Annotated in this window: 16 protein-coding genes; all 16 read left to right on the forward strand. The window is 71.4% G+C overall.

Annotation, left to right across the window (positions count from 1 at the left end; genetic code table 11):
• Positions 1–31: 31 nt before the first annotated feature.
• Entirely contained in the window at positions 32–784 is a 753-nt protein-coding gene (locus AMETH_RS39745) for a hypothetical protein (RefSeq protein ID WP_017987572.1), read from the forward strand.
• A 370-nt stretch (positions 785–1,154) separates the two neighbouring features.
• Positions 1,155–2,018 carry a hypothetical protein gene (locus AMETH_RS08125; protein WP_017987573.1) on the forward strand — a complete coding sequence of 288 codons (864 nt, stop codon included), beginning with the start codon at positions 1,155–1,157 and terminating at the stop codon, positions 2,016–2,018.
• A gap of 78 nt (positions 2,019–2,096) precedes the next feature.
• Positions 2,097–3,623, forward strand: coding sequence for a signal recognition particle protein (ffh, locus tag AMETH_RS08130; RefSeq protein ID WP_017987574.1), 1,527 nt, complete (start codon positions 2,097–2,099; stop codon positions 3,621–3,623).
• The gene (locus tag AMETH_RS08135; protein WP_017987575.1) at positions 3,624–4,688 is read left to right on the forward strand and encodes an amidohydrolase family protein; all 1,065 of its coding nucleotides are present in this window, start codon (positions 3,624–3,626) and stop codon (positions 4,686–4,688) included.
• 797 nt (positions 4,689–5,485) lie between these two features.
• Positions 5,486–6,238 (forward strand): CPBP family intramembrane glutamic endopeptidase, encoded by a 753-nt coding sequence (locus tag AMETH_RS08140; RefSeq protein WP_051079509.1) that lies wholly within the window; start codon positions 5,486–5,488, stop codon positions 6,236–6,238.
• Positions 6,239–6,300: 62 nt separating this feature from the next.
• Positions 6,301–7,074, forward strand: a complete 774-nt coding sequence (locus tag AMETH_RS08145) for a CPBP family intramembrane glutamic endopeptidase (protein WP_017987577.1) — start codon at positions 6,301–6,303, stop codon at positions 7,072–7,074.
• A 175-nt stretch (positions 7,075–7,249) separates the two neighbouring features.
• Positions 7,250–7,675, forward strand: coding sequence for a 30S ribosomal protein S16 (gene rpsP, locus AMETH_RS08150; RefSeq protein ID WP_017987578.1), 426 nt, complete (start codon positions 7,250–7,252; stop codon positions 7,673–7,675).
• Complete coding sequence (locus AMETH_RS08155; protein ID WP_017987579.1) at positions 7,672–7,911, forward strand: RNA-binding protein; 240 nt, start codon at positions 7,672–7,674, stop codon at positions 7,909–7,911. The genes rpsP and AMETH_RS08155 overlap by 4 nt, the downstream gene beginning before the upstream one ends.
• Before the next feature lie 7 nt (positions 7,912–7,918).
• The gene (gene rimM, locus AMETH_RS08160) at positions 7,919–8,437 is read left to right on the forward strand and encodes a ribosome maturation factor RimM (RefSeq protein WP_017987580.1); all 519 of its coding nucleotides are present in this window, start codon (positions 7,919–7,921) and stop codon (positions 8,435–8,437) included.
• Positions 8,438–8,458: 21 nt separating this feature from the next.
• Complete coding sequence (trmD, locus tag AMETH_RS08165; protein WP_017987581.1) at positions 8,459–9,214, forward strand: tRNA (guanosine(37)-N1)-methyltransferase TrmD; 756 nt, start codon at positions 8,459–8,461, stop codon at positions 9,212–9,214.
• A 147-nt stretch (positions 9,215–9,361) separates the two neighbouring features.
• The gene (gene rplS, locus AMETH_RS08170; RefSeq protein ID WP_017987582.1) at positions 9,362–9,721 is read left to right on the forward strand and encodes a 50S ribosomal protein L19; all 360 of its coding nucleotides are present in this window, start codon (positions 9,362–9,364) and stop codon (positions 9,719–9,721) included.
• Positions 9,722–9,752: 31 nt separating this feature from the next.
• The gene (lepB, locus tag AMETH_RS08175) at positions 9,753–10,685 is read left to right on the forward strand and encodes a signal peptidase I (protein ID WP_026153921.1); all 933 of its coding nucleotides are present in this window, start codon (positions 9,753–9,755) and stop codon (positions 10,683–10,685) included.
• A 53-nt stretch (positions 10,686–10,738) separates the two neighbouring features.
• Complete coding sequence (locus AMETH_RS08180) at positions 10,739–11,518, forward strand: ribonuclease HII (RefSeq protein ID WP_026153922.1); 780 nt, start codon at positions 10,739–10,741, stop codon at positions 11,516–11,518.
• Positions 11,515–11,838 carry a DUF2469 domain-containing protein gene (locus AMETH_RS08185; RefSeq protein WP_017987585.1) on the forward strand — a complete coding sequence of 108 codons (324 nt, stop codon included), beginning with the start codon at positions 11,515–11,517 and terminating at the stop codon, positions 11,836–11,838. Before AMETH_RS08180 ends, AMETH_RS08185 begins: the two co-directional genes overlap by 4 nt.
• A gap of 474 nt (positions 11,839–12,312) precedes the next feature.
• Complete coding sequence (locus AMETH_RS08190; protein ID WP_017987586.1) at positions 12,313–12,687, forward strand: YraN family protein; 375 nt, start codon at positions 12,313–12,315, stop codon at positions 12,685–12,687.
• Positions 12,687–14,198, forward strand: coding sequence for a YifB family Mg chelatase-like AAA ATPase (locus AMETH_RS08195; protein ID WP_017987587.1), 1,512 nt, complete (start codon positions 12,687–12,689; stop codon positions 14,196–14,198). Before AMETH_RS08190 ends, AMETH_RS08195 begins: the two co-directional genes overlap by 1 nt.
• Positions 14,199–14,201: the final 3 nt, after the last annotated feature.

A 14,201-nucleotide genomic window follows, 5' to 3' on the forward strand; every position in this document is an offset into this window, starting at 1 on the left:
CGCCACGGTTTTCTTGATCGGGGGTGGCAAGATGTCGCTCTTGCCAGAGTCGACGATCCTGCCGCTCACGGTCGCCGCCGCGCACCTGGAGGCCTGCGCGGCGGAGCTGGACCGGGCGCCGGAAACCCATCTCGGCGAGATCGTCGCCGTCCTCAAACACCTCGTCGCCGGGCAGCGCCACCTCTCCGGCGCGCTCACCGGGCTCGCCGAGCGCGTCGGCGAAGCGCGGTTCGGCGCACTGGCCGCGATGCCGTCGGCCGAAATGGCCGCGCTTGTCGAGATACTCCAGGCAGCCGGAGCGACGCCGGCGAGAGCACCCGTTTGTAGCAGTTGCACGGGGTTCTGCCTGACTAGCCTCGGTGGGATGCGGACGGTCTGGAGGGGCACGATCGGGGTGGGCAGCTCTGCCATCCCGGTGAAGGCGTACAGCGCCACCGAGGAGCCCGGCAGCGGCCAGCTCCAGCTCCACCTGACCGACGGCGGGTGGCTGCGGCCTGAGGTCCCTGCCCACGAAGCCGCGCGTGCTGCTGGCCGAGGCGCTGCTCACCGCAGGCCGCGTCGCGCTGGTGAAGGTCGCGATCCGGCTGGTCCCCCGACCGCCGCGATCCAGGACGAGTCCCTCACCGAACTGCTGCGGGCGCTGCAGAGCAGCGCACAGGACCGCACCCACGCCGACCAGCGCGTCGCGAACGCCAAGGCGGCCGCGAACAAGGCCGCGGAGGCGAAGGGCCGCGCGCGGAAGGCCACGTCGAAGGCGAAGTCGGCGCCCAGGACGCGGCGCTGAAACTTTTTTCCCGAACCCGCGTCACGCACCCGCGCGACCCGGGTCACACCTCTGCGCGCACGCGGTTCCTGAGTAGATCTACCTACCACTACTTGGGGGTCTTCACGCTGCCCCGGGCCTCGCGGAACCGGCAGTCTTGGGACATCACGCCACGGATGTCCGGAGGGACTCGCTGGTACTGGGGGTACGGCGAGCACCGGGGACCGGCGGTCGCGGCGTGCGTGTGCGGGTGGCCCGGCGAGGGGGCGGGCCACCCGCACTTTCCTTTACGCGGTTGGATGTCGCGCATGCTGCATCTGCTGATCCCGCGCGACCTGAGGAGCGGGGCGCACACCACGATCGACGTCGCCCGTTGGCTGGTGAGCGCCGCGTGAACACGGACGTGACGCAGAACCTGTTCGCCTTCCAGCTCAACGGCCTGGACGAACCGGTGGTCGCGAGCGCCCCCACCGTGGCGGACGACGCCCTGCGGCAGGCGTGGGCCCAGGTGCGCGCCGAACGCCAGGTCCAGCCCGGGGACGTCACCGCCGTCTACAGCGAGTGGGAGCCCTCCGCCGAGGACCTCGGGTTCGTGGCCCTGATGTTCCCCGGCATCCGGCAGACCTACAGCTTCGACCGGCCGGGCCCGGACGGCTGGGCGGAGGCGTTCGCCGAGGCCGAGCGTGTGCTGGCGGAGCAGGCCGCGCCCGAGCCGGAGCTGCTGCCGGTGTTGTGGAGCGCGTCGTCGCCGCGCGCCGAGGTGCTCGGCGCGGTCCCGCACCACCCGCTGGTGCCCGGCCGGCTGTCCGTCGCCCTCGCCCACGTCGGCCCCACGCCGCGCGGCACCGTCGGCATGCACCACGTCACCACGCACGGCTACCAGGAGCTCGGGTCGCCGCCATTCGCCGAGCTGATGGCCGAGGCCGGTGCGAACCTCAAGCGCGGCCTGCGCGTCACCGGCCACCGCGGCGAGCGCGGCGACCTGCTGCACCTGACCCGGGAGAACTGGCTGGCCGCGTCCGCACTGGCGCTGGACGACTTCGGCGCGCAGATGTCCCGCAACCTCGGTTCGGAGCGGCTGGTGGTCGGCCTGCCCTGCCCGGACGAGTTGTTCGTGGCGGGCGCGGACTCCTGCTGGGCCGAGGTGATCCACGAGCAGGTGCTTGGCTCCGAGTACGACACGACCGAGCTGGTCCCGTGCGTGGTGCTGCTGGAACCCGGCGGGATGCGCCTGCTCGCCGAACGGCAGGCCTGACAGGTCACCCGCCACGAGCGGCTACCCTGGTGGGACGCCGCAGGCGGACAACCACGACCAGCTGGAGCGTGCACACCCGTGTTCGACACCCTCTCCGACCGGCTCACTTCGGTCCTGCAGAACCTGCGGGGCAAGGGGAAGCTGACCGACGCCGACATCGATGCCACCGCGCGCGAGATCCGCATCGCGCTGCTGGAGGCCGACGTCGCGCTGCCCGTCGTCCGGGAGTTCATCGCGCACGTCAAGGAACGCGCGAAGGGCGCCGAGGTCTCCGAGGCCCTCAACCCGGCGCAGCAGGTCATCAAGATCGTCAACGAGGAGCTCATCGGCATCCTCGGTGGCGAGACCCGCAGGCTGAGCCTGGCCAAGAACCCGCCGACGGTGATCATGCTCGCCGGTCTGCAGGGTTCCGGTAAGACGACGCTGGCAGGCAAGCTCGCGCTGTTCCTGAAGAAGCAGGGCCACGCGCCGCTGCTGGTCGCGTGCGACCTCCAGCGCCCCAACGCGGTCACGCAGCTGCAGGTCGTCGGCGAGCGCGCCGGGGTGCAGACCTTCGCGCCCGAGCCGGGCAACGGCGTCGGCGACCCGGTGGACGTCGCCCGCCGCGGCATCGACGAGGCCAAGCACGCGCAGCACGACATCGTGATCGTCGACACCGCCGGACGGCTGGGCGTCGACGAGGAGCTGATGAAGCAGGCCGCGGACATCCGCGACGCGGTCCAGCCGGACGAGATCCTGTTCGTCGTCGACGCGATGATCGGTCAGGACGCGGTCACCACGGCCGAGGCGTTCCGTGACGGCGTCGGCTTCACCGGCGTGGTGCTGACCAAGCTCGACGGTGACGCCCGCGGTGGTGCGGCGCTGTCCGTCCGGCAGGTCACCGGCCAGCCGATCCTGTTCGCCTCCAACGGTGAGAAGCTCGAGGATTTCGACACCTTCCACCCGGACCGGATGGCCAGCCGGATCCTCGGCATGGGCGACCTGCTCACCCTGATCGAGCAGGCCGAGCAGGCCTTCGACCAGGAGCAGGCCGAGAAGGCCGCGGCGAAGCTGGGCACCGGCCAGCTCACGCTGGAGGACTTCCTGGAGCAGATGCTCGCGGTCCGCAAGATGGGCCCGATCGGCAACCTGCTCGGCATGCTGCCCGGCGCGGGGCAGATGAAGGACCAGCTCGCGCAGGTCGACGACAAGCACCTGGACCGCCTGCAGGCGATCATCCGCGGCATGACCCCGGCCGAGCGGGCCGATCCGAAGATGATCAACGGTTCGCGTCGTCAGCGCATCGCGCAGGGGTCGGGTGTGACGGTCCGCGAGGTCAACGACCTGGTGAACCGGTTCTTCGAGGCCCGCAAGATGATGCAGCAGATGGCGGGCCGCTTCGGCTTCGGCGGTGGCAGCGCGACCAAGCGCAAGAAGGGCAAGAAGGGGAAGAAGGGCAAGGGCCCCACGCAGCCCAAGGTGCGCGGCGGGTTCCCCGGCGGCATGCCGATGCTCCCGCCCGGTGGCGCCGGCGGTGGGATGCCCGACCTGTCCCAGCTGGGCGGCGGCATGAACGACGTGCCCGGCTTCGACCCGTCCAAGTTCAAGCTGCCGAAGAACAAGTAGATGCACCTGCGCGGGGTGGTGCTGCCCGGCGGTGAGCAGCGCGACGTCTGGATCAGTGACGGCCGGGTCACGTTCTCCCCGGTCGAGGGCGCGCGGACCCTGGTGGCGGACGGTTTCCTGGTGCCGGGGCTGGTGGACGCCCACTGCCACCCGGCGATCGGGCCGGGCGGGCCGACGGACCTCGACGGCGCGGCGGCGAACGCGCTGGCCGACCGGGACGCGGGGACGCTGCTGATCCGCGACTGCGGCCAGCCGATCGACACCCGCCCGTTGCAGGAGCGCGCGGACCTGCCGCGGATCATCCGGTCCGGGCGGCACCTCGCGCTGCCCAAGCGCTACATCCCCGGGCTGGGCATCGACCTGTCGCACCCGGACGAGCTGCCCGCGGCGGTCGCCGAGCAGGCGGCGGACGGTGACGGCTGGGTCAAGCTGGTGGGTGACTGGATCGACCGGTCGGTGGGCGATCTGGCGCCGCTGTGGCCGGACGACGTGCTCGCCGAGGCGATCAAGGTCGCCCACGAGGCCGGGGCTCGCGTGACCGCGCACGTCTTTGGCGAGGACGCGTTGCCGGGGCTGATCAACGCGGGCATCGACTGCCTGGAGCACGGCACCGGCCTGGACCCGTCATTGCTGGCCGAGATGGCCCGCCGGGGGACGGCGCTGGTGCCGACGCTGATCAACATCGAGAACTTCCCGGGCATCGCGGACTCGGCCGGCAGGTACCCGGTGTACGCCGCCCACATGCGGGCGCTGCACGCGAGGGTCGGCGAGCTGGTCGGAAACGCGCTCGACGCGGGCGTGGCGGTCTACGCAGGCAGCGACGCGGGAGGCATGATCGCGCACGGACGGCTCGTGGACGAGCTGGAAGCCCTGCACCGCGCGGGGATGACCGCGGAGCAGGCGCTGGCCGCGGGCTCCTGGGCGGCCCGGGAGTGGCTCGGACACCCCAGCATCACCGAAGGCGCCCCAGCGGATTTCCTGATCTACGACACCGACCCCCGCGAGGACCTGTCCGTCCTACGCGGCCCGAAACACATCCTGCTAGGCGGCGCGATCATCCGCTGACGGTTCGCCGATACTGCCCTCGCGGTGGGTGAACTGCTCGTGCGAGGTGTCGCCGCGCCGCCAGCTGTCCCACTGCGGCGGCGGTGACCCGCTCGCTGCGCTGGCGCACTGCTGTGCCGGCGGGCGGCCGCCTCGCTGCCCGGCCGCCCCTGCCCGCCCCGCCACCCTGCTGCGACTGCTCCGGCCGCTGGATGGCCTCCGGCCGCCGCGCCGCTGCTGCCCGCCGGGCTGCTGTCGATCTGCCGGGCTACCTGCCGCGCCGCTCGCCTTGCCGCGGCGCTTACCGCCCCCGCCCCGCGCACCAACCCTCAGTCGCCGCCCCCGCCGCAGGCCTGCGGCACCCGCGGCTCTGCCGCCCCGCTGCGCCCCGCGCCGCCCGGCCGCCCCCGCCGCGCCGCTCCACCGTCCTGTCGCACCCACCGCGCCGGCCATCCCGTCGCTCCACCGCCCAGGCCCAGCCCGAGACCCACCGCCACGCCGCCCCGCGCTGCCGCGCCGCCCGACCCACCGCCGCCCGCCACGTCGCCTGCCGCCGCGTCGCCCCGCGCCCCCGAACAGCCGCACCGCCACGCCGCCTGCCGCGCCGTGGGCCGCGCCGGGGATCCGGCGCCGAGCGTCGCGGCCAGCTTGTCGCCGGCGCCGTCCCCACCCCAGCGCCCCCGGTCCGGGGACCGCACTGCCGACCGCGCTCGCCACCGTGGTGCCGGTCGCCGTCGGCCTGCTGCCGGTGTGGATCCGGTGACACCGCTCACGCCCCGGGGTCGATTGATCGCGCCGAGCCACATAGCCTGAACTCCATGAGCGCGTCGAGGGTGGGCCAGGGCGTTGGCGGGGACGTGCGGAACCGGCTGGTCTTCGGCGCCCACTGGGGTTTCGCCGCGTTCTTCGCCGGCCTCGGCGCGTACCACCTGGTGACCGTCGTGATGACGGCGCTGCGTTCCGGGCACGCGAGCGTCGACCCGCTGGAACTGCTCGACGTCGGTCCGGTGCTGCTGCTCGCGTTCGTGCCCAGCCTCCTGCTCGGCCTCGCCCCGCTGGTCGCGTCGCGGCGCTGGGGGAGCGGGCCGCGGCGCGACTTCGGCTGGCTCCCGACGCTGCGCGACGTCAAGGTGGGCCTGGCCTGCGGTGCGCTCGCCCTGCTCGCCGGGTACCTGGTGAACCTGGTGCTGCTGGGCATCTACGGCACCGACCGCGTCTCCGACAGCCCGCTCACCGACCTCGCCGAGGACGGCGGGCGGGACGAGTTCGTGTGGCTCGCGCTGGCCGCGCTCGTCGTCGTGGTCGCCACCCCGATGGCCGAGGAGCTGCTGATGCGCGGCTCGCTGTGGGGAGCGCTCGAGCACCACCGCGTCCCGCAGTGGGTGATCCTCGTGCTCACCGCGGTCGTCTTCGCTTACCTTCACGGCGAGCCGACCCGGACGCTGGCGCTGCTCGTGCAGGGGCTGGTGATCGGCGCGGCCCGGTGGCGCACCGGCCGGGTGGGAGCGAGCTTCGTCGCGCACGCGGCGAACAACCTCGCCCCCGCGTTGCTGCTGTTCACCGGGTCCTGAGCGGAACGACCATGGCGACTAGGCTCGGTAGGTGCTGGGCGAGGATCAGAGGGAGGCGCGCCGTGACGGCACATCCGGGCGAGCTCGATCCGCCTGATCTGCCGGCCACCGCCGAGCCCGCGCCGCCGCACCGCTGGGGGTTCGGCGCGTTCCTGGTCGTGGAGGCCGTCCTGCTGGCCTCCGCCGCGTTCGTCAGCGTCCTGCTCGGCCCGGCGCCGCCCGGTCAGCCGCTGCCGGCGCGGGACGTGCTGATCGGCACGATGGCCCCGACCGTCCTCGCCGCGCTGGTCGCCATCCTGATCACCAAGGTGCGCGGCAACGGCCCGCTGGCCGACCTGCGGTTGTCCTGGCGCTGGGACGACGTGAAGCTCGGCCTCAAACTCGGCTCCTTCGGGCTCGTCCTGACCACCGTGAGCGTGTTCATCTGGACCCAGGCGGTCGGCGAGGCGAACGCCGGGTCGGCGATCAGCGCGCTGGTCGAGGAACAGCCGATGTCGGTGAGCGCCGCGATCGTGATGTTCGCCTACCTGTGGCTGCTCGGGCCGATCTGCGAGGAGGTCATCTACCGCGGCCTGCTGTGGGGCGCGGTCGAGCGGTTGCACTGGGGCCAGGAGAAGTGGGCCCGGCTGGCGGCGTTCCTGCTGTCCACCGCGGTGTTCGCGGCCAGCCACCTGGAGCCGCTGCGCACCACGCTGCTGCTGGTGATCGCCATCCCGATCGGCCTGGCCCGGCTGTTCACCGGCCGCCTGCTCGGCAGCATCGTGGCCCACCAGATGAACAACTTCCTGCCCGCCGTGGCGATGCTGCTCACGGCGCTGGGCGTCATGGCGATCTAGACGCCGCCTGCGGGCCACGCGAACGGGTCTGGCAGAATAGTCGCTTGCCTGCTACGGCCGGGCCCTCTCACCGTGCCGTGGCGACCGAAAGCTTCGGGTACTCGTCCGGTGTCCCCACACGGATCGTGACCCGACACCCGCGAGCACGCAGAGAACCAAGGAGTACCCACACACCGTGGCCGTCAAGATCAAGCTCCAGCGCCTCGGCAAGATCCGTGCGCCGTACTACCGCATCATCGTCGCGGACGCCCGCACCCGCCGGGACGGCAAGGCGATCGAGTCGATCGGCAAGTACCACCCGAAGTCCGAGCCGAGCTTCATCGAGGTCGACTCCGAGCGCGCCCAGTACTGGCTGGGTGTCGGCGCGCAGCCGACCGAGCCGGTGCAGCGCATCCTGGAGATCACCGGTGACTGGCAGAAGTTCAAGGGCCTGCCGGGCGCCGAGGGCACGCTGAAGACCGCCGCGCCGAAGCCGACCAAGGAGGAGCTGTTCAACGCGGCCCTCGCGGCTGCCGGTGAGGAGCCCGCCAACGAGGCCACCACCCCGAAGAAGAAGTCGGCCAAGAAGGCCGACGACGAGGCGGCGAAGGACGAGGCGTGAGCTTCCTCGCCGACTCCCTCGAACACCTGGTGCGCGGGATCGTGGACAACCCGGACGACGTCCGGGTCGACCTGATCACCACCCGCCGCGGTCGCACGCTCGAGGTCCACGTCCACCCGGACGACCTCGGCAAGGTCATCGGCCGAGGCGGCCGGACGGCGACCGCGCTGCGCACCGTCATGGGCGGCATCGGTGGCCGCGGCGTCCGCGTGGACGTCGTCGACACCGACCGCTGACCCATCCGTGGACGTCGTCGTCGGGCGGGTCGCCAAGGCCCACGGTGTGCGCGGTGAACTCGCCGTGGACATCCGGACCGACTCGCCCGAGGAACGCTTCCGCGACGGCGCGACGGTGACCGCGCGTTTCCGCGACGGCACCACGCGCCCGCTGACCGTCGCAGCCGCCCGCCCCCACAGCGGGCGGCTGCTGGTCACGTTCGAGCAGGTGGTGACGCGCGAGGCCGCCGAGGCCCTGCGCGGCGCCCTGCTGCTCGCCGACACCGCCGATCTACCGCCATCGGACGACCCGGACGAGTTCTACGACCACGAACTCGAGGGTCTGCGTGCCGAGCTGAGCGACGGCGAGGTGATCGGCACCGTCACCGAGGTCGTGCACGCCCCGCACGGCGAGCTGCTCGCGCTCGACCGCGACGGGCGCACCGTCCTCGTGCCGTTCGTGCAGGCCATCGTCCCCGTGGTGGACGTCAAGGGCGGCCGTGTCGTGGTCGATCCGCCCGAGGGCCTGCTCGACGACGCCGGCTGACGGGCTGGTTACGCTCGCGCCGTGCGGATCGACGTCGTCACCATCTTCCCCGAGTACCTGGACCCGCTGCGGGCCGCGTTGCTGGGCCGCGCCATCGAGCGCGGGCTGATCGAGGTCGGGGTGCACGATCTGCGGGACTGGACGCACGACGTGCACCGCGCCGTCGACGATGCGCCCTACGGCGGTGGTCCCGGCATGGTCATGAAGCCCCAGGTCTGGGGCGACGCGCTGGACGCGGTGTGCGGGCCGGAGACCCGGCTGGTCGTGCCGACGCCGGCGGGCCGCCCGTTCACGCAGGAAATGGCGCACTCGTACGCCCGGGAAAAGCACCTGGTGTTCGCCTGCGGCCGCTACGAGGGCATCGACCAGCGCGTGATCGACGACGCCGCGCGCCGGATGCCGGTCGATGAGGTGTCCATCGGCGACTACGTGCTGGTCGGTGGCGAAGCCGCGGTCCTCGTCATGGTCGAGGCCACGGTGCGGCTCCTGCCCGGCGTGCTGGGCAACCCCGTGTCGGCCGAGCAGGACTCCTTCTCCGACGGCCTCCTCGAAGGCCCCAGCTACACGCGCCCCGAGGTGTGGCGTGACCTGTCCGTGCCCGAGGTGCTGAGGTCGGGCAACCACGCGCTGATCGACCGCTGGCGGCGCGACCAGGCCCTCGAACGCACCCTCCTGCGCCGCCCCGATCTCCTCGACCGGTTGCCGGAAGGTACGCTGGACCAGCGCGATCTCGCCGTACTCGACCGTGTCCGGTCCGAGCAGCGGCAGGCCGGGTGATCCGGCCGGGGACGCGTCTGCAATACTTGACAGGTTGGCCGTGCCAGTGGTGCGTGCCTGCCACAAGCCCCCGGGTCGCCTGCCGTGAGTGAGCGTGCGCGTGCTCGGATGACTGCCAGACAGACGAAGGACGAGGACGGACTCCCGATGAACACCCTGGACGCCCTGGACGCTCAGTCGCTGCGTTCCGACATCCCGAACTTCCGCCCGGGTGACACGCTGAAGGTGCACGTTCGCGTCATCGAGGGAAACCGTGAGCGTGTTCAGGTTTTCCAGGGCGTCGTGATCCGCCGCCAGGGTGGCGGTATTCGCGAGACCTTCACCGTGCGCAAGGTTTCGTTCGGTGTCGGCGTGGAGCGCACTTTCCCGGTGCACAGCCCGAACATCGCGAAGATCGAGGTACACAAGCGCGGTGACGTGCGTCGCGCCAAGCTGTACTACCTGCGTGAGCTGCGCGGCAAGGCCGCCAAGATCAAGGAGCGCCGCGAGGCCCCGACCGCGTCCTGAGGGATCGGACGTTCTCCGATAGCCTGGCGAAGTGGTCGAACCTGTGCCCTCCAGCGCCGCTGAGGACGAGCCCGAACGCCCGGATCCGGACGACAGTGCCGATGCCGGCGCAAATGGGAAACGGCGTCGCCGTAAACCCAAGAAGCAGCGCTCGTTCTGGGTCGAACTTCCGATTCTGATCGTGGTCGCGCTGGCGCTGGCATTCGTGTTCCAGCAATTCCTGGCGCGGGTCTACACAATTCCTTCGGGGTCGATGGAGACCACGCTGCACGGATGCACCGGGTGCTACGGCGACAAGGTCCTCGTCGACAAGATCACCTACGACTTCACCGACCCTGAACCGGGTGACGTCGTGGTGTTCAAGGGGCCTGAGCCGTGGGTGGAGAACGAGGTCGCGACCGAGCGGTCGGGCAACGCGGTGGTGCGGTTCTTCCAGAACATCGGTTCGGTGTTCGGGCTGGCGCCACCGGACGAACGCGACTTCGTCAAGCGGATCATCGCGACCGGTGGCCAGACCGTCCAGTGCTGTGACTCCCAGAACCGGGTCGTCGTCGACGGCAAGGCCCTGGACGAGCCCTACATCCACTGGGAGAATCCAGACAACCAGCGGCAGGAGCCGTTCGACCCGGTGACGGTGCCGGACGGCTACGTCTGGGTGATGGGCGACAACCGCAACGACTCGTGCGACTCGCGCTGCCAGGGCGGCGGCGGGGTCCGCGGTGCCGTCCCGGTGGACAACATCATCGGCAAGGCACGCATCATCGTGCTGCCACCCAGCCGGTGGGGCGGGGTCAGCGACCACAATCCGCAGGCCGCCGCACAGCCGGCCGCGCTCGGCATGAGCGCTCCGGCGTGGCAGGAAGGCGTTCCGCTCGGGTTCGGGGTCGTCGCCGCGTGGCCCGCGGTGTGGGGTGGACGGCGACTGGGCTCGAAGGTGCGCGAGGCGGTCGAGCGAAAGCGGTAACCAGGTTGGGTAGGTCTTCGGCGGTTCTGGCCTCCTTCCGCCCGCCCAGGGCGATCGTCCGGGGTGAGACGGCGTGGGGTCTGCAGTCGGCGCTCGACCGGCGTGGCCTCGGCCCGGTGGCCGGGGTCGACGAGGCGGGCCGCGGAGCCTGCGCTGGTCCGCTGGTGGTCGCGTCGTGCGTGCTCCGGCCGGGGGACGCGGCGCGGCTGGCGGAGCTGAACGACTCGAAGCTGCTGACCGCGCTGGCCAGGGAGCGCGTCTACGAGCGGCTCCTGGTGCGTGCCCTGGACTATTCGATCGTCGTCATTTCACCCGAAGAGGTGGATCAGCTCGGCATCCATGTCACCAACATCGAGGGCATGCGCCGGGCGGTGGCGGGGTTGCGGGAGTGCCCTGGGTACGTGCTGACGGACGGTTTCAAGGTGCCGGGTCTGCCGGCGCCGAGCGTGCCGGTGATCAAGGGGGACCGGGCGGTCGCGTGCGTGGCGGCCGCGTCGGTGCTGGCCAAGGTGACGCGGGACCGGATCATGGCCGAGACGCACCTGGAGTATCCGATGTACGGATTCGATGTGCACAAGGGGTACACGACCGCGGACCACGGCGCGGCGCTCGTCGAACACGGGCCGTGTGAGGTACACCGGTGGTCGTACACCAATGTGGCAGCGGCGGCCGCCGCCCACGGAGTGCGACCGCCGCGGAAGGTCATGCTCACCGCTGCTGCATTGGGGCAGTCCGATGCTCCGGCACGTGCTCTGGAGGGCACCGTGGTTCAGAATGGGAGTTCCGCCGCCGGAGAACGGTCGAACTCGCGAGGAGGGGCGCGGATTTCATGAGCGCAGAGGATCTCGAAAAGTACGAGACCGAGATGGAGCTGTCGCTGTACCGGGAGTACCGCGACATCGTCAGCCAGTTCTCGTACGTGGTGGAGACCGAGCGGCGGTTCTACCTGGCCAACGCGGTGGACGTGCAGGTCAGGGACAGCGGGGGAGACGTCTACTTCGAGGTTCGCATGTCCGACGCGTGGGTGTGGGACATGTACCGTCCGGCCCGGTTCGTCAAGAACGTCCGCGTGATCACGTTCAAGGACGTGAACGTGGAGGAGCTGGAAAAGCCAGAGCTGAGACTCCCCGAAGAGGGCCCGTTCTCCAGCTGACACCCCAAGCTCGACGAGGGACGTCCCCCCAGCGGGGACGTCCCTTTTCTTTTTGACCCACGCACCTCACCGGCCGTCCGTCCCTGGCTCCACCCCCACCGGGTGCCCCTGGCGCCACCTACCGGCCGTCCCCCCGGCGTCACCCACCTCTCGACTCTGCTCCGGCCCCGCGCCTTGTCCCGGTCTCCGGCCTGCGCGGCCCGTTTCCCACCTCGACCCGACTCCCGGCCGTTTCCCGCCTTCACCTGGGGGCTCCCGCCGCCCCGCGCGTCTCCAACTCCAGCTCATCTCCCGCGCCCGCCCGCCGCGCTTACCGCCCGGGTCTGACATTTCCGCCCCACCGAGCCGCAACCGCCGCAGCTTGTCCACAACACCCCACTTGTCCACAGGTCCGGCAACTCGCTCTGTCGGCGAAACCGCAGGTCATGGCACCGTCGAAGGCAGTGAACGACCACCGACCTTGGGGGACCAGCCATGACCACCGCGGCCAGACCTGCCCGCCACCTGACACTGGGCCGCCGGGGCGAGGACATCGCCGCGCGCCACCTGCAGAAGCTCGGCTTCGTCGTGCTGGCCAGGAACTGGCGCTGCCGCCAGGGCGAGCTCGACCTCATCGCCACCGACGGCCGCACCCTCGTTGTCTGCGAGGTCAAGACCCGCACCCGGGAGAGCTTCGGCGATCCCGCGGAGGCGGTCACCGAGGACAAGATCGCCCGTATCCGGCGCCTCGCCGGCCAGTGGCTCAGCATCCACCGCGTCGGCTGGTGCCGGGTCCGTTTCGATGTCATCGCGGTCTACGCGGACGGCGACGGCGAACCCCGCGTCCGGCACATCCCGGGAGCATTCTGATGCCGCTCGGACGCGCGTGGTCGGTGGCCCTCGTCGGCCTCGACGGCCGCTTGGTCGAGGTCGAGGCCGACCTGGGCGGTGGTTTGCCCGGGGTCAAGATGATCGGCCTGCCCGACGCCGGTCTGCGCGAAGCGAAGGACAGGGTCCGGTCGGCCATCCGCAACTCGGGCCAGCACTGGCCGGAGGACAAGCTCACCCTCGGCCTGTTCCCGGCGAACCTGCCCAAGCTCGGGTCGGGCTACGACCTCGCGATCGCGGTCGCCATCCTCGCGTCGGCGGGCAAGGTCCCGGCCACCCGGCTGCTCGGCACGGTCCTGCTGGGCGAGCTGGCGCTCGATGGCCGGGTGCGCGAAGTCCGCGGTGTCCTGCCCGGTCTGCTCGCGGCCCGCGAGGAAGGCATCAAGCGCGCGATCGTGCCGTCCCAGACGCTGTTCGAGGCTGCCCTGGTCGACGGCCTTGAGGTCTATGGCGCAGCCAGGCTGCGGGACGTCGTGGCCTGGCTGGAAGGCGAAAACGCCCTGGCTCGGCCTGAACCACCCACCGAGACCGAGCCGCCCAAGGGGCTGGACCTCGCGGACGTGGTCGGACAGCCCGAGGCCCGCTGGGCGCTCGAAGTGGCGGCCGCGGGCGCACACCACCTCCTCCTCACCGGTCCACCGGGCGTCGGGAAGACCATGCTCGCCAAGCGCCTGCCCGGTCTTCTGCCGATGCTCTCGCCGGAGGAGTCGCTCGAGGTCACCGCCGTGCATTCGATCAACGGCAAACTGACGGCCAAGGCTCCGCTGATCAAAGTCCCGCCGTTCGTCGCGCCGCACTACTCGGTGTCCGAGGCCGCCCTCATCGGTGGCGGCGCGGGCATCGCCACACCCGGGCTGATCAGCCGCGCCCACCGGGGGGTCCTCTTCTTGGACGAAGCGGCGGAGTTCGGATCGCAGCGCCTGGACTCCCTGCGCACGGTCCTGGAGGAGGGCGAGGTCAGCATCGCCCGCGCCCGCGGTTCGGTCTGCTACCCGGCGCGCTTCCAGCTCGTGATGGCCACCAACCCGTGCCCGTGCGCGCCACCCCGCGAAACCGACTGCACGTGCTCGCCGACGGAGCGCCGCCGCTACCTCAGCAGGTTGTCCGGCCCGTTGCTCGACCGCGTCGACCTGCGTGTCCGGCTGCGCCCGATGACGGCGATGGGCCGCCACGAGAGCGGCGAGCCCGAGCCGACGGAGGTGGTCCGCAAACGCGTCCTGGCTGCCCGCGACCATGCCGCCGCCCGCTGGAGCGAGCACGGTTGGAAGACCAATGCGGAGGTCCCTGGCCCAGCCCTGCACCGCGAGTTCGCCCTGCCACCCACCACGACAGCACTGCTGAACCGAAGCTTGGAACGCGGCACGGTGACCGCCCGAGGCGTCGACAGGTGCCTCCGGATCGCCTGGACCCTGGCCGACCTCGCCGACGTCGACGAACCCCAAGCCGACCACGTCGCCGCCGCGCTGGAGTTTCGAGACCGGAGGGCCGCATGAGCC

Source organism: Amycolatopsis methanolica 239 (assembly GCF_000739085.1).
GTDB classification, from domain to species: domain Bacteria; phylum Actinomycetota; class Actinomycetes; order Mycobacteriales; family Pseudonocardiaceae; genus Amycolatopsis_E; species Amycolatopsis_E methanolica.

Bases quoted from the DNA above. Each gene is read 5' to 3' on its own strand.
- AMETH_RS08135 (WP_017987575.1), top strand. From the start codon at position 3,624: ATGCACCTGCGCGGGGTGGTGCTGCCCGGCGGTGAGCAGCGCGACGTC.
- AMETH_RS08185 (WP_017987585.1), top strand. From the start codon at position 11,515: ATGAGCGCAGAGGATCTCGAAAAGTACGAGACCGAGATGGAGCTGTCG.
- AMETH_RS08190 (WP_017987586.1), top strand. From the start codon at position 12,313: ATGACCACCGCGGCCAGACCTGCCCGCCACCTGACACTGGGCCGCCGG.
- AMETH_RS08140 (WP_051079509.1), top strand. From the start codon at position 5,486: ATGAGCGCGTCGAGGGTGGGCCAGGGCGTTGGCGGGGACGTGCGGAAC.
- AMETH_RS39745 (WP_017987572.1), top strand. From the start codon at position 32: ATGTCGCTCTTGCCAGAGTCGACGATCCTGCCGCTCACGGTCGCCGCC.
- AMETH_RS08195 (WP_017987587.1), top strand. From the start codon at position 12,687: ATGCCGCTCGGACGCGCGTGGTCGGTGGCCCTCGTCGGCCTCGACGGC.
- rplS (WP_017987582.1), top strand. From the start codon at position 9,362: ATGAACACCCTGGACGCCCTGGACGCTCAGTCGCTGCGTTCCGACATC.